Origin of the sequence: Streptomyces bacillaris (genome assembly GCF_003268675.1) — a bacterium.
Classification (GTDB): Bacteria; Actinomycetota; Actinomycetes; order Streptomycetales; family Streptomycetaceae; genus Streptomyces; species Streptomyces bacillaris.
In genome coordinates this window covers 1239620-1264441 of sequence record NZ_CP029378.1, presented here as the reverse complement: position 1 = coordinate 1264441, position 24822 = coordinate 1239620, and the positions used below count along the sequence as shown (strand labels likewise).

The following is a 24822-nucleotide window of genomic DNA, read 5'->3' as shown; positions in this document are numbered from 1 at the left end:
GTACCCTTCCTTGATCGTTGGGTGGGGGAGTGGAAGGCGGTAGACGGGTGAGCTCGGGAGGGTTCGAGCTACCCCCAGGTGACGCAGGTCACGAGGGGGAATCGACCGATGCGCCGCCCGGGGCGGTGTCCCTTGCGCAGCCCGTGGAGATCGGCGCCGAGCTGGACTGGGGCGCCGAGGCCTGGAGCGAGGTACGCACCCGCGCACAGCGGGCCGGGCGCGCCTATATCTGGCTGAATCTGGTCGAACAGCGGTTGCGTGCGGTGGTCGCCGCGGTGCTCCGGCCGATCTACGAGCCGGTGCACGGCGAGGACTGGGTGGTGGCCGCCGCCGGGCCCGCCGGGCAGGAGTGGGTGCAGCGCGCCGTCGCCGTACGCGAGGTCTCGCGGCGCAAGGGCTATCTGCTGGACCCCGCCGACGACAACGTCCTGAGCTTCCTCACGCTCCCGCAGCTGCGGGAGCTGATGGTCCAGCACTGGCCGTGCTTCGAGCCGTACTTCGACGACCGGCGGGATGTGGAGCTGGCCCTGGACGAGCTGGAGGTGGCCCGTAACGTCGTCTCCCGCAACCGCGCGCTGAACGAGGCGGTGCTCGCCCAGGCGGAGCGGGCCTCGGCCCGGCTGCTGGACATCCTGGGCAGCGGGGCGGGGGTGGCCTCCGCGGACCGGCTGCCGGTGGACGCGGTGGAGGAGCTGGTCGGGGACCGGTACGCGGATGTGGTCTCCGTCCACCCGGACCGGGTCCGGCTCCAACGCCAGCTGCCGGCCGAGGACCTGTTCGGCGGGGCGCGCCGGCTGGACGCCATCGGCATAGGCCTCAACCTGCTCGTCCAGAACTTCTCCGGCCGCCGACTGGTCCGGCTCGCGGAGTCGGGGTGCCGGGTCCGGCTGCTCTTCATCAACCCGGCCAGCAGCGCGGTGAAGCGGCGCGAGCGGGAACTGGGCCTCAAGAAGGGCGAGCTGAGCCGGTCGGTGGAGATGAACATCCTCCATATGCGCCGGGTCCGCTCCAAGCTCCGCGACCCCGGCGCCTTCGAGATCCAGGTCTTCGACGAGACCCCGCGCTTCACCGCGTACCTGGTGGACGGCGACGGGGCGGACGCGGTGGGTGTCGTCCAGCCCTATCTGCGGCGGGCCCGGGGCATGGAGGCGCCGGTGCTGGTGCTGCGCGGCGGCGGGCGGCGGACGGTGGTGCGGGCGGGGCAGGACAGCGAGAGCGGCCTCTTCGAGACCTACCGCGAGGAGTTCGAATCGGTCTGGACGGACTCGCGCCCGGTCTCGTAGGTGCCCGCCACCCGTCCCGGTCGCTGTCAGTGCCGCATGCGAAGGTGGTCATCACTCGGGGGAGCACCACGGGGGAGCGCCACGAAGGAGGTATCGGGATGAGCTGGCATCAGGGACCACTGGTCGGCTTCGACCTGGAGACGACGGGGACCGACGTCGAGAGCGACCGGATCGTCACCGCCGCACTGGTCCGGCTGGAGCCGGACGGCACGGTCACCGAGCAGCGGACCTGGCTGCTGGACCCGGGGGTGGTGATACCCGAGCAGGCCGCCGCCATCCACGGCATCGCCACCGACCACGCCCGCAGGCACGGCGCCCGCGCCGCATCGGCCGTCGAGGAGATCGCCCAGGCGGTCGCCGAAGTGCTGCGCTCCGGGGTGCCGCTGGTGGTGATGAACGCGCGCTACGACCTCTCGCTCCTGGACCGCGAATGCGCGAGGTACGGCCTGGCCTCCGTCGAGCAGCGCATCGGTGGCGTGCCCTCGCCCGTCATCGACCCCCTGGTCATCGACAAACACGTCGACAAGTACCGCAAGGGCAAACGGGCCCTCCAGGCCCTCTGCGAGCACTACGGCGTGACCCTCTCCGACGCCCATGACGCCACGGCCGACGCGGTCGCGGCGGTCCGCGTGGTCCGGCGGATGGGCGAGCGCCACCGCCCGGTCGGCACCCTGCCCCCACCGAACTCCACGCCCTCCAGGTCCGCGCCGCCGCCGAACAGTCCGCCTCCCTCCAGGCCTACCTCCGCCGCACGGCCAACCCGGAAGCGGTGGTGGAGCAGGCCTGGCCGGTGATACCCCGGGGGCGGTGACCCCATCGGGGAGTGGGCGGGCGGCGGAGCCCTGGTGGTCCCGATGAGCCGATAGAGGTCAACAAGGGCAAAATGAGAAGAAGGTGCGGTCGAGCCGCATGTCACGGAGGTCTGTCATGAACCGTCGTGCTTCTTCCCCCTTCATCGCCGTGGCAGCGGCCATCGGGCTGGCTTTCGGCACTGCCTGTACCGCTGAGAGCGGTAGCGGTGGCGACGGCAGCGCGCCACCGACCACAGAGGCGTCCGAGGCCGCGCAGGACACCCCCAAGGCGACGCCCTCCGAGAAGGGCGAGCGTGAGGACCTGGTCAGTTTCGAGCTCGACGACCGTTCGCAGGCCGGGATCAGCAACGTCTGGGTCGTGTGGACGATCAAGAACAACAGCAGCAAGAAGTCCAACTACACCTGGGACTGGGAGGCTGTGGACGCCAACGGCACCCGGGTGGCGAACAGCACCGAGTACGTCACCGACGTGCAGCCCGGTCAGACCTCAAAGGGGGAGATGGTCACCGTCATCAAGAGCGTCGACGGGATCAAGCTGAACGTCACGTCCTTCGACCGGATGATGGCACCCTGACCACCGCGTCCGGCCGGAGGCTCTAGGGCCTGTTGCGAAAGTGGATCAAGGTTGTGCATGATCACGTGTCGTGGCGCGAGGGGACCTGACGGACCGGCAGTGGGCTCGGCTGGAGCCGTTACTGCCGGTGGGGAAGAAGCCGGGGAGGCCCCGGATGTGGGCACGTCGGCAGCTGATCGACGGGATACGGTGGCGGACCCGGGCGGGTACGCCGTGGCGGGCCGTACCTGAGCGGTACGGCCCATGGGACCGGATCTACGACCTGTTCCGCCGGTGGCAGCGCGACGGAACGTGGAAGCGGATACTGGAGCAGCTGCAGGTCCAGGCCGAGGCGCAGGGCCTGATTACCTGGGAAGTGAGTGTGGATTCGACCGTCTGCCGTGCCCACCAGCACGCCGCTGGCGCGCGTAAAGAGGGGATCTGCAGCGCGAGCCGCCCGGCGGAATCGACAACGAGCCGGACGACCACGGGCTCGGGCGCTCCCGCGGCGGTCTGACCACGAAGATCCACCTTGCGACCGAGCAGGGACAGAAGCCCCTGTCCCTGTTGATCACCGCCGGGCACCGGCACGACAGCCCGCAGTTCCAACCGGTCCTCGAACGCATTCGCGTGCCCCGCACCGGCCCCGGACGACCACGCACTACACCCGACAGGGTCCGTGCCGACAAAGCCTACGGCTCCCGCGCGAACCGCTCCTACCTGCGCAGACGCAGGATCAAGTGCACCATTCCGGAGAAAGCCGACCAGGTCCGCAATCGCAAAAGACTCGGCTCCCGAGGCGGCAGGCCACCGGCCTTCGACAAGGAGGACTACAGAGAGCGCCACGCGGTGGAGTGCGGGATCAACCGGCTGAAACGACACCGCTCGGTGGCCACCAGATACGACAAGCTGGCCGTGCGCTACGAGGCGACAGCGCTGGTCGCGGCCATCAACGAGTGGCTGTGACCAGCACTTCCACGACAGGCCCTGTGGCATCAGCGCCAGGCGGGCGAACGCGTGTTCCGGAGTAGAGGGATCATAGGGCGATGAGCGAGAATCGAACCCCGGCAGCGGTGCTGCTGCACGGCTGGCCGGTCACGTCCGACCACTGGCGGTACCTCATTCCGGCGCTCGATGCCGCCGGTATCACCGCAGTCCCGGTCACGCTTCCCGGGCTGGGCACCGCTCCCGACTCCGGCGTGACCGACTTCCGCAAGACGGCACTCGCCAACGGTGTCCGGGCACGGCTGGCGCAGGAGGGCGTCACGCGCTTCGCCGTCATCGGTCACGACTGGGGTGCGACGGTCGGATACCTCATCGCGGCCCAAGCGCCGGAATCGGTCATTGGACTCGTGGTCGAGGAAGAGATCCTTCCCGGTGTCGATGTCGAGATTCCCGAGGCTGGCCGGGGCCACTATCCATCCTGGCACGGCCCGTTCAACCGTACGCCCGGCCTCGCGGAGAAGCTCGTGCCCGGCCGGGAAGCGGCCTACTACGGCACGTTTCTGGAACAGAGCGCCGGACCAAGCGGCCTCGACCCAGACACCCTTCCGGCCTACATCGAGGCGTACAGCACTCCAGGTGTACTGAACGCCGGGCTGGCCTACTACCGCACCAGGTCAGAAGATGTCGATGACATTCAAGCCCTTGCCGCCCAGCCGATTCCAACGCCTGTCCTGGCGGTCGGAGGCAGACACGCGATGGGGACGGCAGTCGCGGATGGAATGGCCGCCCTTGCCACCGATGTCACCCCACTCGTCCTCGAGCAATCCGGCCACTACCCCGCAGAGCAGGAGCCGGACAGCGTGAACCTCGCGATCGTTCAGTTCCTTCAACGGCACTCCTGACCCTCGATACCGTGCTCCAAGAAGCGGACCTTGAGTCATCTATGCACTTTCGCAACAGGCCCTAGAACGGATACCACCGCACCTCCGCGTCCCCGTCGCGGAGCGAGGCGACCCGGCGGCGGAACTCCGTGAGGGCCTTCGGGTTGGTCGGGGCGTGCTGGGCGACCCAGGCGCAGCTGGCGGTCTCGCGGGCGCCGCGGAGGACCGCGCAGCCCTCCCACTCCCGGACGTCCCAGCCGTACGCGGTGGTGAAGGCGTCGTAGGCGGCGGCGGGCAGGCCGTAGCGGTCGCGGGAGAGGGCGAGGACGACCAGGTCGTGTTCCCGTAGATCCGCGGAGAAGGTCTCGAGGTCGACCAGGACCGGGCCTTCGGGGCCGATGTGGATGTTGCGGGGGAGCGCGTCGCCGTGGATCGGGCCCGGGGGCAGCTGCGGGGTCAGGGCGGCGGCCGCGGCCGCGAAGCCGTCGCGGCGGGCGCGGAGGTAGTCGGCGTCGGCCGGGTCGATCGTGTCGCCCGCCAGGGTCAGCCAGCGCTCCACCCCGCCGAGCAGCTCGCGGCGCGGGAGCGTGAAGTCCGCCGGGGCCGACAGTGCGTGGATCCGGGAGAGCAGGGGCGCCAGATCGCGCGGTTCGGCGGGGCGTACGGGGGCGGGCAGCCGGTGCCAGACCGTCACCGGGTGCCCCTCGACCAGCCGTACCCCGGGTTCGGCGGGCCGGACCGCGGGGACGCCCGACGCCGCGAGCCACTCCGCGACCGCCACCTCCCGCTCCGCGCGGGCCGCCAGCTCCGGGTGGCCGGTGGCGTCCCGGCCGACCTTCACCACCAGCCCGTCGGCCGCGAAGACCGCGTTCTCGCCCAGCGCCAGCAGCTCCGCCGCACCGGGGAAACCGGCCGCCGACAGCACCTCGCGCGCACGCATCTCGTCCATGGGTGCGATTTTCGCATCCGCGCAGGCCACCTTGACGAACCGACGGCCCGTCAGCACGATGACGGAGACCACCAGAGCGGCCAGAACTGGATGAACTCCTCCAAGGCGGTGAAAAGGGGTATTCGTGGCATCGGAGGTCGTGAAGGGGCGGCGCCCCCGGCCCGGGCACCCGCGCAAGGGACCGGCGGCCACGGGGCCGACGGCTATAGGACCGGCGGCGGTCCGGGACCGCGCGGCCGCCTGGTTCCTCGTCCTGCCCGCCCTCCTCCCCATCCTGATCCTCAGCGTCGGCCCGCTCCTCTACGGCATCGCCCTCGCCTTCACCGACGCCCAGTCCGGCCGCACCCGCTCCACCCAGTGGATCGGCACCCTCAACTTCCAGGACCTCTGGTACGACACCCTCTTCTGGGACTCGTTCCGGATCGGCCTCCTCTGGGCGTTCGGCGTCACCGTCCCGCAGTTCCTCCTCGCCCTCGGCCTCGCCCTCCTGCTCAACCAGCGGTTACGGCTGCGCTGGCTGGCCCGCGCGCTGGCGATCATCCCGTGGGCGATGCCCGAGGTCGTCGTCGGCATCATGTGGCGCCTCGTCTACCACCCCGACGCCGGCGTCCTCAACGAGACCCTCCGCGACCTCGGCCTCGGCGACGGCCGCGACTGGCTCACCGGCCTGGCCACCGCGCTCCCCGCCGTGATCCTCGTCGGCATCTGGGCCGGGATGCCCCAGACCACCGTCGCCCTGCTCGCCGGACTCCAGAACACCCCGCACGAACTCCACGAGGCGGCGGCCCTGGACGGAGCGGGCGCCTGGCGCCGGTTCCGTACGGTCACCTGGCCCGCGATCCGGCCCATCGCGCTCGCCATCAGCGCGCTCAACCTGATCTGGAACTTCAACGCGTTCGCCCTCGTCTACGTCCTGACCAGCGGCGGGCCCGGCGGCCGGACCCGGCTGCCGATGCTCTTCGCGTACGAAGAGGCCTTCCGCTACGGACAGTTCGGCTACGCCGCCGCGATGGGCTGTGTGATGGTCGCGGTGATCTCCGTGCTCCTCGCCTGCTTCCTCGTCGGCCGGATCAGAGGAGGAGGTGGGGAGCGATGAGCACCCTCGGGGGAGGCGTCCCCAGGAGGGGTGCGCCCAGGAGAGGCGGGACGCGATGAGCCTGCCCACCGGCCGGGCCGCCCGCGCCGGGCAGTACCTGGCGCTGCTCGCGTATCTGGTCTTCCTCGCCTTCCCGTTCCTCTGGCTGCTCTCCACCGCCTTCAAGCCCGCCCGCGAACTCGGCTCGCTCCACCCCACCTGGATCCCCGACGACCCCACCCTGGACAACTTCCGCCAGGCCTTCGACGAGCAGCCGCTGCTCCAGGCGGCGGCCAACTCGCTCATCGCCGCCGTCTCCGCCGCCCTGATCGCCGTCACCATCGCCACCCCGATGGCCTATGTGATGGCCCGCCACCGGGGCCGGCTCGCCACCGCCGCCACCGGGTGGGTCGTGGTCAGCCAGGCGTTCCCGTTCGTGCTGGTGATCATTCCGCTCTTCCTGGTGCTGAAGAACCTGCACCTGATCAACTCCCTCTGGGGACTGATCCTGGTCTACGTCGTCTGGTCGCTGCCCTTCGCGCTCTGGATGCTCGCCGGGTACGTACGGGCCGTGCCCACCGAGCTGGAGGAGGCCGCCGCCGTCGACGGGGCGGGGCGCGTACGGACGCTCGTCTCGGTCGTCGCCCCGCTGCTCGCCCCCGGGATCGTCGCCACCGCCCTCTTCGCGTTCATCACCGCGTGGAACGAGTTCTTCTTCGCGCTCGTTCTCCTCAAGACCCCGGAGAAGCAGACGTTGCCGGTCGTCCTCACCCACTTCCTCGGCGCGGAGGGCGTGGCCGACCTCGGGCCGCTGGCCGCCGCCGCGTTCCTCGCCACGCTGCCCTCCCTCGTCCTCTTCGCCTTCATCCAACGGAGGATCACCGGCGGGATGACGACCGGGGCGGTGAGGGGCTGATGCCCGCCCTGGCCCGGCGGATGGCGGCGGCCGCCACCGCCCTCGCCCTGCTGCTCACCGGCTGTTCGAGCACCGATGACGGGCGGGACGCCGACGGCACGATCCGGCTCCGGTTCCAGTCGCTCGCCTGGCAGAAGGAGTCCGTCGACGCCAACAAGCAGCTGGTGCGGGAGTGGAACGCCGCCCACCCCGACGTCCAGGTGGAGTATGTCCAGGGCAGCTGGGACAACGTCCACGACCAGCTCCTGACCTCCTTCGAGGGCGGTGAGGCGCCCGACATCATCCACGACGCCTCCGACGACCTCGCGGACTTCGCGTACGGCGGCTACCTCACCGACCTGCGCTCCCTCCTCCCCGACCGGCTGAAGGCCGACATCCCCGAACAGTCCTGGCGCACCACCACCTTCGACGGCGGGATCTACGGTGTCCCCTTCCTCCAGGAGCCGCGCGTCCTCATCGCCAACACGAAGCTGCTGAAAGCCTCGGGCGCCCGCATCCCGACGCCGGAGCGTCCCTGGAGCTGGGCGGAGTTTCGCGAGGTGTCCAAGACGCTGACCGAGAACGGCCGCTACGGGGTCGCCTGGCCGCTCAGGGAGCCCGTCTCCGTCACCCTCAACCTGGGCCTCTCCGGCGGTGGACAACTCTTCCACCGCGACCCGGACGGCAAGGCCGAGCTGCGCTTCGAGGCGGGCGACCAGGTGGTGACCGGCACCATCCGCGACCAGGTCAACTCCGACCGCAGCGCGGCCCGTACGGCCCTGGGCATGGGCGGCTCGGACACCCTGCCCGGCTTCTTCGGCGGGCGGTACGCCATGGTCCCGCTCGGCTTCGCCTACCGCCAGCAGATCGTGGAGCAGGCCCCCGAAGGATTCGCCTGGACGGTCCTGCCCGCACCGGCGGGGCCCGGCGGACCGGCCCAGGGGGTGAGCCCGCAGACCCTCTCCGTCGCGGAGGACAGTCCGTACAAGAAGGATGCCGTCGCCTTCATCGACTTCCTGCTGCGGCCGCCGAACATGGTCCGCCTCGCCCGCGGCGACTGGATGCTGCCCACCGGCACCACCGCCCTCGCCCACCCCTCCCTGCACACCGCCGAGCACGGCTGGGCCACCGGGACGGCGCTCGCGAAGCACCTCCGTCCGGCGCCCGCGCAGGCCGTACGGGGCTATCCCGAGTGGAAGGACAAGGTCGCCACCCCCGCCCTCCAGGAGTACTACAGCGGCGCGATCGACACCGCTGAGCTGCGCAGACGGCTGGTCGACGACGGCAACCGGGTCCTGGCCCGCTACCAGCGCTGAGCGGCTCGGGGCCGACGCTGACAAGCCTCGGGCAACGGCTCCGGAAGGGAACGCCAAAATAACTAGACGAGACGTTCCGTCTCGCCTATGGTGAAGCACATGACCGAATCACCGCGTGCCCACATCGCCATGTTCTCCATCGCCGCCCACGGACATGTGAACCCGAGCCTCGACGTCATCCGGGAGCTCGTCAGCCGTGGGCACCGCGTCAGTTACGCCATCCCCGCCTCGTTCGCCGGGAAGGTCGCCGCCACCGGCGCCGAGCCGGTCATCTACACCTCGACCCTGCCGACCGAGGAGGACCCCGAGGCCTGGGGCACCGAGCTGATCGACAACCTCGAACCCTTCCTCGACGACGCCGTGCAGGCGCTGCCGCAGCTCGCCGCCGCCTTCGACGGGGACGAGCCCGATCTCGTCCTGCACGACATCACCTCCTACCCCGCCCGCGTCCTCGCCCACCGCTGGGGCGTCCCCGCCGTCTCCCTCTGGCCCAACCTGGTGCCCTGGGAGGGGTACGAGAAGGAGATCGGCGAGCCGATGACCGCCGAGATGAAGCAGACCGAGCGCGGCCGGGCGTACTACGACCGCTTCGCGGCCTGGCTCACCGAGAACGGCCTCGGCCATCTCTCCAGCGACGACTTCGTGGCCCGCCCGCGCCGCGGCCTGGTCCTGATCCCCGAGGCGCTCCAGCCCAACGCGGACCGGGTGGACCACGGGATGTTCACCTTCGTCGGCGCCTGCCAGGGCGACCGGGCCGACCAGGGGGAGTGGGAGCGGCCGGCCGGGGTGGAGAAGGTGCTCCTGGTCTCGCTCGGCTCCTCGTTCACCAAGCAGCCCGCCTTCTACCGGGAGTGTGTGGCGGCCTTCGGTGGCCTGCCCGGCTGGCACGTGGTGCTCCAGATCGGCGCGCACGTCGACCCGGCCGAGCTGGGCGACGTACCGGCGAACGTGGAAGTCCATCCGTGGGTCCCGCAGTTGGCGGTGCTGAAGCAGGCCGACGCGTTCATCACCCATGCCGGGGCGGGCGGCAGTCAGGAAGGGCTCGCCACGGGAACGCCGATGGTGGCCGTGCCGCAGGCCGTCGACCAGTTCGGCAACGCCGACATGCTCCAGGCGCTCGGGGTGGCCCGGCACGTCCCGATGGAGGAGGCCGACGCGGCGACGCTGCGCGAGGCGGTCCTCGCCCTGGTCGGAGACCCGGAGGTGGCCGAGCGGTCGGCGCGGCTGCGCGAGCAGATGGCGAAGGAGGGCGGCACGCTCCGGGCCGCCGACCTCATCGAAGCCGAACTGCCTCGCTGAGGGCAGAAGCCGAGCTGCCTCGCTGAGGGCGGAGACGGAACTGCCTCGTTGAGGGGGAAGCCGAACCGCCTCGCTGAGCGGATCGGTCGGACTGATATCCGGACGTTGTCCGCCCCGTCCCGGGCCATCGCGGAACACGGTGGTCCGGGACGGGCGTCCGTATGTGCGAGGCGCATGGTCGTTGCATCTGCACGCACCCACCGGGGGGCTCCACACCTCCGGCAGGGGACTTCACCCCTCTTGCGCACTTCTTCACGCACGTTCACAGGTCTTCACGCATACCCAACTGCGCCCGGCGGCACCGGTTTCGGGTGAACGCGCCTGCGGCACGCGGTGGGAGGAGCGGCTCGGACCCGCCCGTGACCTGGTGTTTCCCCGGGTAAGAACCCTCTTCGCGGTTCGCCGTTCCGGCACTGTTGCCGGGCCGTTGCCGCTCGCTGCCCGTTGTGACACGCCATGGCCGATTCCTTGTTATGAAAGCTTGTTGAGTAAGTCACAGCTGCAAGGGGGTCTTGATCTGTGCTCGTCAATCGGTCAGGGTTTCGAGCCAACCCCCGGAGATCTTCCGGCCGGAGGTCAATCCCCCCACAGAGATTGACGAGGAGACCCCTCTTCATGGCCAAGCACCAGCGCACCGTCACTCGCCGGACCAAGCTGACCGCCGCGATCACCGCCGTGGCAGCCGCAGCCGGAGTCACCCTGTTCGGAACCTCGTTCGCCGGAGCCGCGCCGGCCCCCATGGGCACGGTCTACGGCGCGGACGCCGAGACCGCCGTCGCCGGCAGCTACATCGTCATGCTGGGCGAGAAGGCGGACAAGTCCAAGCTCGCCAAGGAGTACGGCGGCAAGCTCCAGCGCAACTACTCCTCCAGCATCAACGGCTTCTCCGCCAGCGGCCTTTCGGAGACCGAGGCCAAGCGCCTCGCCGCCGACCCGGCCGTCGCCAAGGTGGTGCAGAACAAGAAGTTCAGCATCAACGCCACGCAGGAGAACCCCCCGTCGTGGGGTCTGGACCGCATCGACCAGACCGAGACCGCGGGCGACAACGCGTACAACTACCCCGACAGCGCGGGCGAGGGCGTCACCGCGTACGTCATCGACACCGGGGTCCGCGTCACCCACGAGGACTTCGAGGGCCGTGCCACCTCCGGCTTCGACGCCGTGGACAACGACGACGACGCCGACGACGGCAACGGGCACGGCACCCACGTGGCGGGCACCATCGCCGGGGCCTCGCACGGTGTCGCCAAGAAGGCCAAGATCGTCGCCGTCCGCGTCCTGGACGACAACGGCTCGGGCACCACCGAGCAGGTCATCGCCGGTATCGACTGGGTCGCCGCCAACGCGTCCGGCCCGTCCGTCGCCAACATGAGCCTCGGCGGCGGAGCCGACCCGGCCCTCGACGCGGCCGTCCAGAAGGCCATCGCCGCGGGCGTCACCTTCGGTGTGGCCGCGGGCAACGAGTCCAGCGACGCCGGGCAGGTCTCGCCCGCCCGCGTCCCCGAGGCGATCACCGTCGCCTCGTCCACGGAGGCCGACGAGCAGTCCTCCTTCTCCAACTACGGCTCCATCGTGGACATCTACGCCCCGGGCTCGGACATCACGTCGACCTGGAACGACAGCGACACCGGCACCAACACCATCTCCGGTACGTCCATGGCGACCCCGCACGTCGTCGGTGCCGCCGCCGTCTACCTGGCGGGCAACCCGGACGCCACCCCGGAGGCGGTCGCCACGGCGCTGACCGAGGGAGCCACCCCGGACGCCATCTCCAACGCGACCGAGGGCACGGCGAACAAGCTCCTCAAGATCGTCGAGTAGTCACCACGCACCACTCCTGCCGGACGGTGGCGCCCCACCGCCACCGTCCGGCCACACCCCCCACCCACAGCCGTCGCCGCGCCCTCCCCCACGGGGCGCGGCGGCTGCGCGCCGGGCGGAAGATCGTCCTAGTGTGGGGCGCCATGACGACGAAGTACGCGGCCCTGCTGCGCGGGATCAACGTGAGCGGCCACAAGAGGGTCCCGATGGCCGAACTGCGCACCGTCCTCGCCGAACTGGGGCACACCGACATCGCCACCCACCTCCAGAGCGGCAACGCCGCCTTCCGCAGCGGGACCGAGGACGAGGACGCCTTGGCCGCCGCCCTGGAGCGGGCCGTCCACGAGCGGTTCGGCTTCCCCGTCGGCTGCGTCGTCCGCAGCGGCGCCTACCTCGCCGCCGTCGCCGAGGCCTGTCCCTACCCCGCCGCCGAGCTGGAGGGCAGGCAGCTCCACGTCACCTACTTCGACCGCCCCGTCGACGCCGACCGCTTCGCCGCACTCGACGCCGAGACGTTCCTGCCCGAGGCCTTCGCTCTCGGTGACCGCTGCCTCTATCTGTACGCCCCCGACGGACTCGGCCGCTCCAAGCTGGCCGAGGCGCTGGCGCGCCCCCGCCAGACGCAGGGCCTCACCGCCACCACCCGCAACTGGAACACCGTGGCGAAACTCGTGGAGATGACCCGTGTCTGAGCCCTCGCCCGCCGTCGCCGCGGCCATCGAAGGCGAACTCCGCCTGCTGGACCCGGTGGTACGCGCCTCCGCGGAGCTCCTCGCCGCCCTGCTGCACCCGGAGTTCCGGGAGATCGGCACCAGCGGCCGGCTCTGGAACCGGGAGACGACTATTGCGGCGCTCACCGCCGACGACGCCCCGCGCCCCGGCCCGCTCACCGCCTCCCGGATGCAGGGCGAGGAGCTCTGCTCGGACGTGGTGCACCTCACCTTCGACACCGAGTCCAAGGGGCTCCGCTCCCACCGCAGCTCCCTGTGGCGGCTGACCGGCGCGGGGTGGCGCCTCTACTTCCACCAGGCGACCCCGTTCGCCGACGACCCGTTCGCGGAGGTCTGAGCCTGCGCGTGCCGTGGGGCAGGGGGCAGGGTCGTGCGTATGGACCGGACGCGGTCGCTCACACGGGGCCGGGCGCGGTCGCGCATACGGAGCCGGAGCCGGGGGGCAGGGGACCGGAACCGGGCGCGGCCGGGTTAGCCTTGCTTTCGTTTGGCTGGAGACGGATGGCTGAAAATCGCCCCTCCTCTCTGTCCGGTACATGGTCCGGTACACGCTGGGAGGAGCAGGTGGGTGGGGGCTGACACGTCCGGGCGCGGTGTCATCCGCCGCGCCGTCGCAGGGCAGCGCCGGGACGTCGTCGTCGGTTCGCTGCTGGGCGCCGCCCACCAGACCGGCGAGGCCCTCGTCCCCGTACTCATCGGGCTCATCGTCGACCGGGCCGTGGTCCGCCCCGACGGGGGAGCGCTGGCCCTGTGGCTGGTGGTCCTCGCCGTGGTCTACGCGATGCTCTCGTACGGCTTCCGCTTCGGCGCCCGGGCCGGGGAGCGTGCCGCCGAGCAGGCCGCGCACCGGCTGCGTCTCGACGTCGTACGCCGGGTCCTCGCCCCGCACGGCGGCGCCGAGGCCGGGCGGCCGCCCGGGGCCCTGGTCAACGTGGCCACCGAGGACGCCCGGCGGGTCGGGGCCCTCAACATGGCCCTCACCCTCGGCATCGCCGCCGTCGTCGGGGTCGTCGCGGGCGCGGTCCTGCTGCTCCGGGCCTCCGTCCCGCTCGGTCTCCTCGTACTGGTCGGCGCCCCGGTCCTCATGGCGCTGGGCCACTACCTCGCCCGCCCGCTGGAGCACCGCAGCGAGGCCGAGCAGGAGCGGGCCGCCCACGCCTCCGGGGTCGCCGCCGACCTGGTCGCCGGGGTCCGGGTGCTCAAGGGGCTCCGGGCGGAGCGCGCGGCCGTCGCCCGCTACCGGGCCACCAGCCAGGCGTCCCGGGAGGCCAACGTGCGCGCCGCCCGCGCCGCCGCCCTCCAGACCGGCCTGATGCTCACCCTCACCGGGGCCTTCATCGCGCTGGTCGCCCTCGTCGGCGGCCGCCTGGTGCTCAGCGGCTCCATCGGCCTCGGGGCCCTCGTCTCCGCCGTCGGCCTCGCCCTCTTCCTGCCCGGCCCGATCGCCGTACTGGCCTGGGTCGGCGCCGAACTCGCCAAGGCCCGCGCGTCCGCCGCCCGGATCGCGGACGTGCTGGCCGCGCCGGGCGAGACGACGGGCGGCACGGTGGAACCGGACGCCGTTCCCGGCGCCGCTGCGCGGACGGCGTCCGGAACGGACACCCCCGCCTCCGCCGCCACCGGACCGGACGCCCCCACCACCGCAGCCACCCCCACCCCCGGTGAACTCCGCCTGCACCGCCTCGGGCACGGCGGACTCGACGGGATCGATCTCACCGTCCGGGCCGGTGAGCACCTCGGCATCGTTGTCACCGACACCGCCGACGCGGCCACCCTCCTCCGCTGCCTCGCCCGCCGATGCGACCCCGACCGGGGGCGCATCGAACTCGACGGCACCCCCCTCACCGAACTCGCGCCCGCCGCCCTGCGCTCCACGCTCCTGGTGGCCGAGCACGACGCCCAGCTCTTCGACGGCACCCTCCTCGACAACGTCACGGCCGCCGCCCCCGCCGGAGCCGACCCGCACCCCGCCATGGACGCCGCCGCCGTCGACGAGGTCGCCGCCACCCTGCCCGGTGGCACCGCCGGGCGGATCGGGGAGCGCGGCAGTTCCCTCTCCGGGGGCCAGCGCCAGCGCGTCGCCCTGGCCCGGGCGCTCGCCGCCGACCGGTCCGTCCTCGTCGTGCACGACCCGACCACCGCCGTCGACGCCGCCACCGAGGCCCGGATCGCCACCGGGATCCGCCGAGCCCGCACCGGCCGCACCACGGTCCTCGTCACCAGCAGCCCCGCCCTGCTCGCCGCCACCGACCGGGTCGTCCTCATCGACGGCGGCACCGTCAATGCCGAGGCCCCGCACGAGGACCTCGTACGCGACCATCCCGTCTACCGCTCGGCGGTGCTCACATGACCAGCACTCCATCGGGCGCAGCGGGCGCGGCCGCCGACAGTGCCGACCTGCTGCCCATCGCCACCGGTGCCCGCACCCGGGCCGCCCTGCGCACCCTGATCCGCCCGGACCGGGGCCGCGCGCTCCTGGGCCTCGGCGTGCTCGTCGGCGCGACGGCCGTCGGGCTCCTGGTCCAGCCGCTGCTCGGCCGCATCGTCGACATCGTGGCCGACGGCCGCCCCGCCGACGCGCTGACCCTGCCCGTCGTCCTCCTGCTGGCGGTCGCCGTCGTCCAGGGCGCCACCACCACGTACGGGCTGACCCAGGTCGCCCGGCTCGGCGAGACCGTACTCGCCCGGCTGCGCGAACAGTTCGTCGAGCGGGCCCTGCACCTCCCCGCCGACCGGCTGGAGCGCGCCGGGTCCGGCGACCTCACCGCCCGGGTCACCGGGGACGTCGCCCGGGTCGCGGAGGCCGTCCGCTCCGCGCTGCCCGAGATGGCGCGCTCGGTCCTCGCGATCGTGCTGACGCTCGGGGCGATGGCCCTGCTGGACGTACGGTTCCTGCTCGCCGCGCTCCTCGCCGTACCCGTCCAGGCGCTCACCGCCCGGTGGTACGTGCGCCGGGCCACCACCGTCTACGCCGACCAGCGGGTCGCCAACGGAGCCCAGCAGCAGCAGCTCCTGGAGACCATCGGGGGAGCGGTGACCGTACGCGGCCACCGGCTGGAGGGGCAGCACACCGAGAAGACCGCCCGGGCCTCGCGCAAGGCCGTCGAGCTGACCATGCGCAGCGTCCACCTGGTGCTCGGGTTCTACGCCCGGCTGCACATCGCGGAGTACGTGGGGCTGGCCGCCGTCCTGGTCACCGGGTTCTTCCTGGTCCGCGACGGGTCCGTCTCCATCGGCACGGCGACGGCCGCCGCCCTCTACTTCCACAGCCTCTTCGGGCCCGTCAACGCGGCCCTGGTCCTGCTCGACGAGGCCCAGTCCGCGGCGGCCGGGCTGGCGCGGCTGGTCGGGGTGACCGATCTGGAGGAGAACGCGGTACGGCTGCCGGGGCAGCGGTCCGAGCCCGGCGCGGCCGTCACCGTCGACGCCGTGAGCCATGCGTACGGGCCCGGCCGCACGGTCCTCCACGAGGTCTCCCTCACCCTCCGCGCGGGCGAACACGTGGCTCTCGTAGGCACGAGCGGCGCCGGGAAATCCACGCTGGCCCGCATCGTCGCGGGGGTCCAGCAGCCCACCGGTGGCTCGGTCTCCGCGGCGGCGGAGGAGGAGACGGGTCCCTCCGTCGTCCTGGTCACCCAGGAGGTCCATGTCTTCACGGGCACCCTCGCCGAGGACCTCCGCCTCGCCCGCCCGGACGCCACCGACGCCGACCTCCGTACCGCTCTCGCCACCGTGCACGCGCTGGAGTGGGCCGAGGCCCTGCCCGAGGGGCTCGCCACCGTCGTGGGAGAAGGCGGTCACCGCCTCGACCCCGCCCGAGCCCAGCAACTCGCCCTCGCCCGGCTCGTCCTGGCCGACCCCCCGGTCGCCGTCCTCGACGAGGCCACCGCCGAGGCGGGCAGCGCGGGCGCCCGCACCCTGGAGCGCTCCGCCGGGGTCGCCCTCGCCGGCCGGACCGCCCTGATCGTCGCCCACCGCCTCACCCAGGCCGTCGCCGCCGACCGGGTCGTGGTCCTGGAGGCCGGCCGGGTCGTCGAGAGCGGCACCCACGACGAACTGCGCACCGCGGAAGGCCCGTACGCGGCACTCTGGCGCGCCTGGTCCGGCAGCCGCGCCACGACGACCGCCCGCCCCTGAGAGCGCCCCGTGCTCCGGGGCCGACGGGCTGCCGTACGTACGCCACGTACGTACGGCAGCCCGTCGCCCCTGACCCCAGGGGCGACGGCCCTGATCAGATCCCCGCCGACGCCATCTCGATGATCGAGCGGTAGTACGCCGCCGTCGAGACCACGCAGGCCCGGTAGGTGCGGTTGTCCTTGACCACCAGGAAGTAGTCCCGCAGGTTCTTCCAGTACTGGACCAGATAGCCGAGCCCGGGCACGAAGCCCGGCGGCCGGGGCACCAGGGCGAACGCTTCGGAGCACTGGAGGATGCGCTCAGTGGCCTCCGAGAGCACCCCGGCGACCTCGGCGTTCATGTTCCAGCCCGCGGCCAGTTGCGGCGTCCAGATCGCGCCCGCGATCTCCCTCAGCCGCTCCTGCTCCTCGGGCGTCGGATCGGCCTGGACCCGGAGTGCCTGGACGGAGGCCGTGGGGCCGCCGTGCCCCGAGGCCAGGGCGGGTGAGGCCGCGCCGACGGCGAGGAGTGCTCCGGACAGCGCGAGCGCCATCGCCGGAATCGTCGCGGCCCTGCGTCTTCTCATGATCGTCCCTTCGCGGTCGCCCGCCGTGCCGGCGGAGCTGCGTACGGTCATCTCGTGAAGTGACGCTGGCACGGGGCCCGTTGCCCGTCAACGGTGCCTGATCGGCCGTTCAGCAAGCGCCACGGGGGCAACAGGAAGGCGCAGAAAGGCACAGCAGAGCACAGGCGGAATGGCCCATCACACCCGCATCCGATTGGCCCGAGGGTCCATGCCAATCACTGTCTAGGCTCGCCGTCATGAGCACCCACGACCGTACGGCCGTCGACTTCTACTTCGACCCCGCCTGCCCCTTCGCCTGGATCGCCTCCCGCTGGATGCTGGAGGTGGAGCAGCTGCGCGACATCGATCTCCGCTTCCGCCCCATGAGCCTGTACCTGCACAACGAGGGCAACGAACTGGCCGCCTGGTACCGCGAGTTGGTCGACAAGTCGATCGGCCCGGTCCGGGTCGCCGTCGCCGCGGCCGCCGCCCACGGCGACGGGGTCCTCCGGGACCTCTACACCGCCTTCGGCACCCGCATCCACCAGCACAAGGAGGAGGACTTCGACGCGGTGATCGCCGCCTCCCTCGCCGAGGTGGGACTCCCCGCCGAGCTGGCGGGGGCCGCGCACTCGACGGCGTACGACGAGGACGTGGCCCGCAGTCACGACGCGGGCAAGGAGCCGGAGCAGGACGCGTACGTGGGCACCCCGACGATCCACGTCGACGGCACGGTCTGGTTCGGCCCGGTCCTCAACGCGATCCCGCGCGGCGAGAAGGCGGCCGAACTCTTCGACAGCTTCCGCGTCCTCGCCAACCACCAGGGCTTCTTCGAACTGAAGCGCAGCCGCACGGGCGGCCTCTCCTACGACTGACGGCAGAGGGGGAACGGCGGCCTCACGCCGGCAGCGACGCCCCCACCGGCACCCGTGCCTCGTCGTACCGGTCCAGCAGCAGGCGTGCCAGCTCCGGGGCCGGGCCCAGGACATCGGCCAGGACGTCGGCTCCGGCGGCCTCCGCGCCCGCCGCGATGCGGTCCGGAAGGCGGCCGGGGGCGATGACGTACGGGGCCACCGCCACCCGGGCCACGCCCTCGGCGCGCAGGGCCCGTACCGCGTCCTCGGTACGGGGGAGAGCGGCGGAGGCGAACGCAGGCCGCACGGCGCACCAACCGGTGTGCCGCAGCTCCCGCGCGATTTCAGCGATCACTGCGATCGCCTCCGGGTCTGTGGATCCCGCCGAGGCCAGGACGAGCCCGGTCCGGGGGAGGTCGCCGGGGCGGACCCCGGCCTCCCGCAGCCGTCGGCCCAGGGTGGCGTTGAGCAGCGGGGACGGGCCGAGGACGTCGGCCTGGCGGATGTGCAGGCGGGGCAGCCGGGCGCGGGCCTCGCGCAGGACCGAGGGGATGTCGGTCTTGGCGTGGAACGCCCGGGTGAGGAGGAGGGGCAGGGCGATGACCTCGTCCGCCCCCTCCGCGGCCAGGCGCTCCAGCACCCGGGGCACGGAAGGGGCGTTGAACTCCAGGAACCCGGTCTCGACACGGAGCCCCGGCCGCTGCGCCCGCACCCGCTCGGTGAGCGCGTGCACGGTCGCGGCGTGCCGCGGGTCGCGGCTGCCGTGGGCGATGACGAGGAGGACGGGGTGGGACATGGCGTGACTCAGTTCTTGACGAGGAGGCCGCGGCTGCGCAGCACCCACCGCTCCAGCGGACTGAAGATCAGCAGGTCGATCGCGATGCCGACGAACAGGATGAGCAGGATCGAGAGGAAGACCCCGGGCATGTCGAAGTTGCTGCGGCCGTTCTCCAGCAACTGCCCGAGCCCCAGACCCAGTTCGGGGGAGGAGGCGATGATCTCGGCGGCCATCAGCGAGCGCCAGGAGAACGCCCAGCCCTGCTTGAGCCCCGCCAGATAGCCGGGCAGCGCGGCCGGGAGCACGATGTGCCAGGTGCCCCGGATGCCGGTGGCCCCCAGCGTACGGCCCGCCCGCAGGAACAGCGGCGGCACCTGGTCCACGCCCGAGACCAGCCCGTTGGCGATCGAGGGCACCGCGCCCAGCAGGATCACCGCGAACATCATGCTGTCGTTCAGCCCGAGCCAGATGACCGCCGGGGCCACCCACGCGACCGACGGCAGCGACTGGAGCCCGGAGAGGATCGGCCCGATCGCCGCCCGGACCAGCTTCACCCGGGCGACCAGCAGCCCCAGCGGCGTACCGATGGCCACCGCCAGCAGGAAGCCGAGCAGACCGCGCGAGACGCTGGTCCAGACGACCTCCAGGAGCGTGCCCTTCAGCCACATGTCGACCGCGCTGTCCCAGACCGCGGACGGCGGGGGCAGCTTGTAGACCTCGGTGACCTCGGCCCGGACCAGCAGCTCCCAGACGATCAGCACCAGCACCACCGCCACGACGGGCGGCAGCACCTTGGCCTTGAGGACCTCGCGGACCGGGGTGCGGCGGATCTGCACCGCGTCCAGGGCGTCGAGACCGGCCTCCAGGCCGGCGATGTCGTCGGGTTTGGTGTCGGTGGGGGAGGCCGGCCCGTCCGGCCGCTTCCGGTCGGACGTGATGTCAGTGCTGGCCATGTCGGCGGATCTCCCCACGCAGTTCTTCGGTGATCTCGACGGACAGCTCCGCCACGGCGGTGTCCTCGATGCGGCGCGGCTGCTCGATGTCGACCGTCCACTCCCGGGCGATCCGGCCCGGCCGGGACGAGAGCAGGACGACGCGCTGCGCGAGCCGTACGGCCTCGCGCACGTTGTGCGTGACGAAGAGGACCGAGGCGTTCGTCTCGCGCCAGATCCGGGTCAGCTCGTCGTGCAGCACATCGCGGGTGATGGCGTCCAGGGCCGCGAACGGCTCGTCCATCAGCAGCAGTTGACTGTCCTGGGCGAGTGCGCGGGCCATCGCCACCCGCTGCCGCATACCGCCGGAGAGCTCGTGCACCCGCTTGCCGTACGCGCCGCCGAGCCGGACGAGTTCGAGCAGCCGCTCGGCCTCGGTACGGCGCTCCGACTTCGCCACTCCGCGCAGCCGCAGGGCCAGTTCGATGTTCTTGCCCGCGGTGAGCCACGGGAAGAGGGCGTGCTCCTGGAACATCAGGGCCGGCCGCCCGCCGGGGGTCTCGATGGACCCCGCGGACGGGCGGTCGAGTCCGGCCACCAGATTGAGCAGCGTCGACTTACCGCACCCGGAGGCTCCCAGGAGGGTGACGAACTCACCCGGAGCGACATCGAGCGAGATGTCGTCCAGCACGAGCTGCTGCCCCGTGGGTCCGGCGAAGGACTTCGAGACATGCGAGAGACGGGCGGCGTGCTCGACCGTCGTACGGTCCTCGGCCTTGGTGAGGGTGGTGGTCGCCATGGTCGTCACCTCCTGGGAATCCTGGGTCCGGTTCGGGTGGGTTACTTGACGCCGAGACCGGCGTCGGCGACCTCGGGCTGACCCTCGGCCTTGAGGATCCTGTTCAGCGGGCCCAGGTCGTAGATGCCCTTGAGGTCCGGGTCCTTCAGCAGACCGGCCTTGACCGCGAACTCCGACTGCGTCTTGAGCGTCGTGGCCAGCGGGTCGTTGAGGATCTCGATGGACTCCCACGCCGGGTCGAGGATCTCCTGGGGCAGCGGCTTGCCGCTCAGCTTCTCCAGCGCCTTGTTGGCGGAGGCCTTGGCCTCCTCCGGGTTGTCGTTGATCCACTTGTTGGTGGAGACCGAACCCTTGATCACGGCCTCGACGACATCGGGGTGCTGGTCCAGGAACTTCTGCGACACGATGATGTGCGTGATCACGAACTTCTTGTCCGGCCACAGGTCCTTCTCGTCGAGCAGCACCTTCGCGCCCTCGGAGACCAGCTTGGACGCGGTCGGCTCGGGGACCCACGCCCCGTCCAGCGAACCGGACTTGTAGGCGTCCGGCGTCACCTTGTTGTCCGAGCGGACGATGGAGACGTCACCCTTGCCGCTCTGCGGGTCGACCTTCCACCCCTTCTCGGAGATCCAGTTGAGGAAGGCCACGTCCTGGGTGTTGCCGATCTGCGGGGTCGCGATCCGCTTGCCCTTGAGGTCGTCCAGCGTCTTGATCTTGTCCGGGTTGACGACCAGCTTCACTCCGCCGGAGGCCGAACCCGCCACGATCCGCAGCCCCTTGCCCTGGGACTTGACGTAGGCGTTGATGGCGGGGGAGGGGCCGATGAAGCCGATGTCGATCGAGCCGGCGTTCAGGGCCTCGATCTCGGTCGGTCCCGCGTTGAAGGTGGTGGACTCGACCTTGGTGCCGCCCAGTTCCTTCTGGATGGTGCCTTCCTGGATACCGACCAGGGCGGTGGCGTGCGTGAGGTTCGGGAAGTAGCCGATCTTCACGGTGTCGGCGGAGAGCTTCTTCCCGCCGCTGGATACGTTCGCCCTATCCGCACCGTCGTCCGCGCGCTCGGAACCGTAACCGCAGGCGGTGGCGGCCAGGGCGAGCAGCGGCAGGGCCGCGACGGCGGCTATGGAGCGGCGAACGGTGGAACGGGGGGCAGGCACGGGAGGCTTTCCTCTCGTTGGCCCGGTACTCGAGTCCCGCTGCTGGTCAGGGGGGCGCGGCCGGGAGATCGGCAGGTCTTCGGCGGTACGGGTGCGGGGGGTTCAGGGCGCGCGAGCGGTGCGCGTACGTCATCACGCACATCGCCCCACGCCTCCCTGGCCGCTGCCGAGGGCGCCGCTGCCCACCCGGCCGCCCTCCTTCGCGAAGGTGGAGAAGAAGTCGTCGCTCATCAGAAGTCCCACTCGGCGTCGTCGTCGGCCACGACCGGTTCCGTGGCCGCGGCGAACGCGGTGCCCGCCATGCCGGCGCTGAGCGTCGTCCCGTCCGCCGGGTCGATCAGCAGGAACGAGCCGGTGCGCCGGGAGTCGGCGTACGTGTCCAGCGCGAGCGGCTCGGCGGTCCGCACGACGACCCGCCCGATGTCGTTGGCGACCAGCTGCCCGGGGGCCGGGTGCTGGGAGAGGTCGTCCAGGGTCAGCCGGGAGGGGATGTCCTTGACGATCGCCTTGACCGTACGGGTGGTGTGCTTCAGCAGTACCCGCTGGCCCACCGAGAGCGGCTGGTCGGCCACATGGCAGACGGTCGCCTCGACGTCCCTCGTCACCGGCGGCACATCGGCGGCCGGGGCGATCAGGTCGCCGCGCGAGATGTCGATGTCGTCGGCCAGCCGCAGCGTCACCGACTGCGGCGCCCAGGCGATGTCCACGCTCTCGCCGAGCGCGTCGATGCCGGTGATCGTCGTCGTACGCCCCGAGGGGAGTACGGACACGGCCTCGCCGACCCGGAACACCCCGGCCGCGATCTGACCGGCGTACCCCCGGTAGTCGGGGTGCTCGGCGGTCTGCGGGCGGATCACGTACTGCACGGGGAAGCGCGCGTGGCAGCCGGTGAGGTCGTGGCTGACCGGGACCGTCTCCAGGTGCTCCAGGACGGTCGGCCCGCCGTACCAGTCCATGTGCGCGGAGGGCTCCACCACGTTGTCCCCGGCCAGCGCCGAGATCGGGATCGCGGTGATCTCCGGGACGCCGAGCGACGCGGCGTACGCGGTGAACTCCTCGGCTATGGCGGCGAACACGGGCTCCGCGTAGTCGACCAGGTCCATCTTGTTGACGGCCAGCACGACGTGCGGGACGCGCAGCAGGGCGGCGACGGCTGCGTGGCGGCGGGTCTGCTCGACGACCCCGTTGCGGGCGTCGACCAGGACCACGGCCAGCTCGGCGGTGGAGGCGCCGGTGACCATGTTGCGGGTGTACTGCACATGGCCCGGGGTGTCCGCGAGGATGAACCGGCGCCGGGCGGTGGCGAAGTAGCGGTAGGCGACATCGATGGTGATGCCCTGCTCGCGCTCGGCCCGCAGCCCGTCGGTGAGCAGCGCCAGGTCCGGGGCCTCCTGGCCGCGGCTCAGCGACACCTGCTCGACGGCCTCCAGCTGGTCGGTGAGGACCGACTTGGAGTCGTGCAGCAGCCGGCCCACGAGGGTGGACTTGCCGTCGTCGACGGACCCGGCGGTGGCGAAGCGCAGCAGGGTGGTGGCGCTCAACTGCTCAGCTGTGGTGGTCATTTAGAAGTACCCCTCGCGCTTGCGGTCTTCCATCGCGGCCTCGGACATCTTGTCGTCGGCGCGGGTCGCGCCCCGCTCGGTGAGCCGGGAGGCGGCGATCTCGGTGATCACGGCGTCCAGCGTGGTGGCGTCGGAGTCGACGGCCCCGGTGCAGGACATGTCCCCGACCGTGCGGTAGCGCACCAGCCGGGTCTGGACGGCCTCGTGCTCCTTGGGGCCGCCCCAGCCGCCGGCCGTCAGCCACATGCCGTTGCGGGAGAAGACCTCGCGCTCATGGGCGAAGTAGATCTCCGGCAGCTCGATCCCCTCGCGCTCGATGTACTGCCAGACGTCCAGCTCGGTCCAGTTGGAGATCGGGAAGACCCGGACGTGCTCACCGGGGGCGTGGCGGCCGTTGTACAGCTGCCACAGCTCGGGGCGCTGGCGGCGCGGGTCCCACTGGGAGAACTCGTCACGCAGCGAGAACACCCGCTCCTTGGCGCGCGCCTTCTCCTCGTCGCGCCGCCCGCCGCCGAACACCGCGTCGAAGCGGTGCTGCTGGATCGCCTCGGTGAGCGGCACGGTCTGGAGCGGGTTGCGGGTGCCGTCGGGGCGCTCGCGGAGCTTCCCGGCGTCGATGTACTCCTGCACCGAGGCCACGTGCAGCCGCAGCCCGTGCTTCTTCACCGTACGGTCGCGGTACTCCAGGACCTCCGGGAAGTTGTGCCCGGTGTCCACGTGCAGCAGCGAGAACGGCACCGGCGCGGGCGCGAACGCCTTGAGCGCCAGGTGCAGCATCACGATGGAGTCCTTGCCGCCGGAGAACAGGATCACCGGCCGCTCGAACTCCCCCGCCACCTCACGGAAGATGTGGACGGCCTCGGACTCCAGGGAGTCCAGGTGGCTGAGCGCGTACGGGTTCGCGGTGTCCTCGGACACGGTGGTGGTGACGGCACTCACGCCAGGCCCCTCTCGGTGAGCAGCGCGTGGAGCGCCGCCGCTGACTCCTGCACGGTCTGCTGGTGCGACTCGATCCGCAGGTCGGGCGATTCGGGCGCCTCGTAGGGGTCGTCGACCCCGGTGAGACCGCTGATCTCGCCGGCCGCCTGCTTGGCGTACAGCCCCTTCACATCGCGTACGGAGCACACCTCGACGGGCGTCGCGACGTGCACCTCCAGATAGGTGGTGGACTCGGCGGCGTGCCGCTTGCGGACGGCCTCGCGGCTGTCGGCGAACGGGGCGATGACGGGGACGAGCACCTTCACACCGTTGGCGGCGAGGAGTTCGGCGACGAAGCCGATCCGGGCCACGTTGGTGTGCCGGTCCTCGCGGGAGAAGCCGAGCCCCGCGGAAAGGAACTCCCGGATCTCGTCGCCGTCGAGCACCTCCACCTTGTGGCCCTCGGTACGGAGCCGGCCGGCCAGCTCGTACGCGATGGTGGTCTTGCCCGCGCTCGGCAGACCGGTCAGCCAGATCGTGGCTCCCGTCTCCGTCACGCTCATCGAACTCTCCTGATCAGT

At 71.6% G+C, this 24822-nt stretch carries 22 protein-coding genes and 2 pseudogenes; 15 read left to right on the top strand and 9 right to left on the bottom strand.

Translation table 11 applies throughout. The features are described 5' to 3' along the window. Positions 1-47 precede the first annotated feature (47 nt). The 5 genes and pseudogenes from DJ476_RS05220 (at position 48) to DJ476_RS05200 (ending at position 4495) form a co-directional block, all read left to right on the top strand. The gene (locus DJ476_RS05220) at positions 48-1283 is read left to right on the top strand and encodes an SAV2148 family HEPN domain-containing protein (RefSeq protein ID WP_103417484.1); all 1236 of its coding nucleotides are present in this window, start codon (positions 48-50) and stop codon (positions 1281-1283) included. A gap of 98 nt (positions 1284-1381) precedes the next feature. Further along, a pseudogene (locus tag DJ476_RS05215) lies at positions 1382-2094 on the top strand (exonuclease domain-containing protein). Positions 2095-2210: 116 nt separating this feature from the next. Next, complete coding sequence (locus DJ476_RS05210) at positions 2211-2669, top strand: hypothetical protein (protein ID WP_103417486.1); 459 nt, start codon at positions 2211-2213, stop codon at positions 2667-2669. A gap of 70 nt (positions 2670-2739) precedes the next feature. Next, a protein-coding gene (locus DJ476_RS05205; protein ID WP_208853472.1) for an IS5 family transposase occupies positions 2740-3614 on the top strand; the annotation gives its coding sequence in 2 pieces (ribosomal slippage) (positions 2740-3130 and positions 3130-3614; 876 coding nt in all). 80 nt (positions 3615-3694) lie between these two features. Next, the gene (locus tag DJ476_RS05200; protein WP_112489958.1) at positions 3695-4495 is read left to right on the top strand and encodes an alpha/beta fold hydrolase; all 801 of its coding nucleotides are present in this window, start codon (positions 3695-3697) and stop codon (positions 4493-4495) included. A gap of 61 nt (positions 4496-4556) precedes the next feature. On the opposite strand, the gene DJ476_RS05195 is transcribed toward DJ476_RS05200, so the two are convergent. After that, a complete protein-coding gene (locus DJ476_RS05195) occupies positions 4557-5423 on the bottom strand; it encodes a phosphotransferase enzyme family protein (protein ID WP_103417616.1) in 867 nt (288 codons plus the stop codon). A 124-nt stretch (positions 5424-5547) separates the two neighbouring features. On the opposite strand from DJ476_RS05195, the gene DJ476_RS05190 reads away from it, so the two are divergent. From DJ476_RS05190 to DJ476_RS05150, 9 genes and pseudogenes are all read left to right on the top strand, one after another. Next, positions 5548-6519, top strand: a complete 972-nt coding sequence (locus tag DJ476_RS05190) for a carbohydrate ABC transporter permease (RefSeq protein WP_112489957.1) — start codon at positions 5548-5550, stop codon at positions 6517-6519. 55 nt (positions 6520-6574) lie between these two features. Further along, positions 6575-7414, top strand: coding sequence for a carbohydrate ABC transporter permease (locus DJ476_RS05185; protein ID WP_103417489.1), 840 nt, complete (start codon positions 6575-6577; stop codon positions 7412-7414). After that, positions 7414-8709: an ABC transporter substrate-binding protein gene (locus DJ476_RS05180; protein ID WP_112489956.1), complete on the top strand. Its 1296-nt coding sequence runs from the start codon at positions 7414-7416 to the stop codon at positions 8707-8709. The genes DJ476_RS05185 and DJ476_RS05180 overlap by 1 nt, the downstream gene beginning before the upstream one ends. 62 nt (positions 8710-8771) lie before the next feature. Beyond that, positions 8772-10008: pseudogene (mgt, locus tag DJ476_RS05175) on the top strand (macrolide-inactivating glycosyltransferase); the annotation flags it as partial. Positions 10009-10623: 615 nt separating this feature from the next. Further along, positions 10624-11829, top strand: a complete 1206-nt coding sequence (locus tag DJ476_RS05170) for a S8 family peptidase (protein ID WP_103417491.1) — start codon at positions 10624-10626, stop codon at positions 11827-11829. A gap of 143 nt (positions 11830-11972) precedes the next feature. Next, the gene (locus DJ476_RS05165; protein WP_103417618.1) at positions 11973-12521 is read left to right on the top strand and encodes a DUF1697 domain-containing protein; all 549 of its coding nucleotides are present in this window, start codon (positions 11973-11975) and stop codon (positions 12519-12521) included. After that, entirely contained in the window at positions 12514-12897 is a 384-nt protein-coding gene (locus tag DJ476_RS05160) for a nuclear transport factor 2 family protein (protein WP_112489955.1), read from the top strand. Before DJ476_RS05165 ends, DJ476_RS05160 begins: the two co-directional genes overlap by 8 nt. 231 nt (positions 12898-13128) lie before the next feature. Further along, positions 13129-14910, top strand: a complete 1782-nt coding sequence (locus tag DJ476_RS05155) for an ABC transporter ATP-binding protein (protein WP_112489954.1) — start codon at positions 13129-13131, stop codon at positions 14908-14910. Continuing rightward, the gene (locus DJ476_RS05150; RefSeq protein WP_112489953.1) at positions 14907-16697 is read left to right on the top strand and encodes an ABC transporter ATP-binding protein; all 1791 of its coding nucleotides are present in this window, start codon (positions 14907-14909) and stop codon (positions 16695-16697) included. The genes DJ476_RS05155 and DJ476_RS05150 overlap by 4 nt, the downstream gene beginning before the upstream one ends. 94 nt (positions 16698-16791) lie before the next feature. Here the strand turns inward: DJ476_RS05150 and DJ476_RS05145 are convergent, their stop codons facing one another. Next, positions 16792-17313, bottom strand: coding sequence for a hypothetical protein (locus DJ476_RS05145; RefSeq protein WP_241565514.1), 522 nt, complete (start codon positions 17311-17313; stop codon positions 16792-16794). Positions 17314-17498: 185 nt separating this feature from the next. On the opposite strand from DJ476_RS05145, the gene DJ476_RS05140 reads away from it, so the two are divergent. Further along, on the top strand, positions 17499-18116 hold the full coding sequence (locus tag DJ476_RS05140) for a mycothiol-dependent nitroreductase Rv2466c family protein (protein WP_112489952.1): 618 nt from the start codon (positions 17499-17501) through the stop codon (positions 18114-18116). Between the two features lie 22 nt (positions 18117-18138). On the opposite strand, the gene DJ476_RS05135 is transcribed toward DJ476_RS05140, so the two are convergent. The 7 genes from DJ476_RS05135 to cysC all read right to left on the bottom strand — a co-directional run bounded on the left by DJ476_RS05135 (position 18139) and on the right by cysC (position 24804). After that, positions 18139-18891, bottom strand: a complete 753-nt coding sequence (locus tag DJ476_RS05135; protein WP_103417496.1) for a sirohydrochlorin chelatase — start codon at positions 18889-18891, stop codon at positions 18139-18141. A gap of 8 nt (positions 18892-18899) precedes the next feature. Beyond that, complete coding sequence (locus DJ476_RS05130; protein WP_103417497.1) at positions 18900-19826, bottom strand: ABC transporter permease; 927 nt, start codon at positions 19824-19826, stop codon at positions 18900-18902. Continuing rightward, positions 19813-20604: an ABC transporter ATP-binding protein gene (locus DJ476_RS05125; RefSeq protein ID WP_070204619.1), complete on the bottom strand. Its 792-nt coding sequence runs from the start codon at positions 20602-20604 to the stop codon at positions 19813-19815. The genes DJ476_RS05130 and DJ476_RS05125 overlap by 14 nt, the downstream gene beginning before the upstream one ends. Before the next feature lie 41 nt (positions 20605-20645). Then, complete coding sequence (locus DJ476_RS05120; RefSeq protein WP_112489951.1) at positions 20646-21761, bottom strand: aliphatic sulfonate ABC transporter substrate-binding protein; 1116 nt, start codon at positions 21759-21761, stop codon at positions 20646-20648. A gap of 230 nt (positions 21762-21991) precedes the next feature. Then, the gene (locus DJ476_RS05115; RefSeq protein ID WP_103417499.1) at positions 21992-23323 is read right to left on the bottom strand and encodes a sulfate adenylyltransferase subunit 1; all 1332 of its coding nucleotides are present in this window, start codon (positions 23321-23323) and stop codon (positions 21992-21994) included. Continuing rightward, on the bottom strand, positions 23324-24262 hold the full coding sequence (gene cysD / locus DJ476_RS05110; RefSeq protein ID WP_103417500.1) for a sulfate adenylyltransferase subunit CysD: 939 nt from the start codon (positions 24260-24262) through the stop codon (positions 23324-23326). Beyond that, positions 24259-24804 carry an adenylyl-sulfate kinase gene (gene cysC / locus DJ476_RS05105; RefSeq protein WP_010059288.1) on the bottom strand — a complete coding sequence of 182 codons (546 nt, stop codon included), beginning with the start codon at positions 24802-24804 and terminating at the stop codon, positions 24259-24261. Before cysC ends, cysD begins: the two co-directional genes overlap by 4 nt. Between the last annotated feature and the right edge of the window lie 18 nt (positions 24805-24822).

Excerpts from the sequence above, each read along its gene's own strand:
- DJ476_RS05200 (WP_112489958.1), top strand. The coding sequence starts at position 3,695 with ATGAGCGAGAATCGAACCCCGGCAGCGGTGCTGCTGCACGGCTGGCCG.
- DJ476_RS05130 (WP_103417497.1), bottom strand. The coding sequence starts at position 19,826 with ATGGCCAGCACTGACATCACGTCCGACCGGAAGCGGCCGGACGGGCCG.
- DJ476_RS05165 (WP_103417618.1), top strand. The coding sequence starts at position 11,973 with ATGACGACGAAGTACGCGGCCCTGCTGCGCGGGATCAACGTGAGCGGC.
- DJ476_RS05125 (WP_070204619.1), bottom strand. The coding sequence starts at position 20,604 with ATGGCGACCACCACCCTCACCAAGGCCGAGGACCGTACGACGGTCGAG.
- cysC (WP_010059288.1), bottom strand. The coding sequence starts at position 24,804 with ATGAGCGTGACGGAGACGGGAGCCACGATCTGGCTGACCGGTCTGCCG.
- DJ476_RS05185 (WP_103417489.1), top strand. The coding sequence starts at position 6,575 with ATGAGCCTGCCCACCGGCCGGGCCGCCCGCGCCGGGCAGTACCTGGCG.
- DJ476_RS05210 (WP_103417486.1), top strand. The coding sequence starts at position 2,211 with ATGAACCGTCGTGCTTCTTCCCCCTTCATCGCCGTGGCAGCGGCCATC.
- DJ476_RS05140 (WP_112489952.1), top strand. The coding sequence starts at position 17,499 with ATGAGCACCCACGACCGTACGGCCGTCGACTTCTACTTCGACCCCGCC.
- DJ476_RS05195 (WP_103417616.1), bottom strand. The coding sequence starts at position 5,423 with ATGGACGAGATGCGTGCGCGCGAGGTGCTGTCGGCGGCCGGTTTCCCC.
- DJ476_RS05170 (WP_103417491.1), top strand. The coding sequence starts at position 10,624 with ATGGCCAAGCACCAGCGCACCGTCACTCGCCGGACCAAGCTGACCGCC.
- DJ476_RS05135 (WP_103417496.1), bottom strand. The coding sequence starts at position 18,891 with ATGTCCCACCCCGTCCTCCTCGTCATCGCCCACGGCAGCCGCGACCCG.
- DJ476_RS05180 (WP_112489956.1), top strand. The coding sequence starts at position 7,414 with ATGCCCGCCCTGGCCCGGCGGATGGCGGCGGCCGCCACCGCCCTCGCC.
- DJ476_RS05150 (WP_112489953.1), top strand. The coding sequence starts at position 14,907 with ATGACCAGCACTCCATCGGGCGCAGCGGGCGCGGCCGCCGACAGTGCC.
- DJ476_RS05115 (WP_103417499.1), bottom strand. The coding sequence starts at position 23,323 with ATGACCACCACAGCTGAGCAGTTGAGCGCCACCACCCTGCTGCGCTTC.
- DJ476_RS05145 (WP_241565514.1), bottom strand. The coding sequence starts at position 17,313 with ATGACCGTACGCAGCTCCGCCGGCACGGCGGGCGACCGCGAAGGGACG.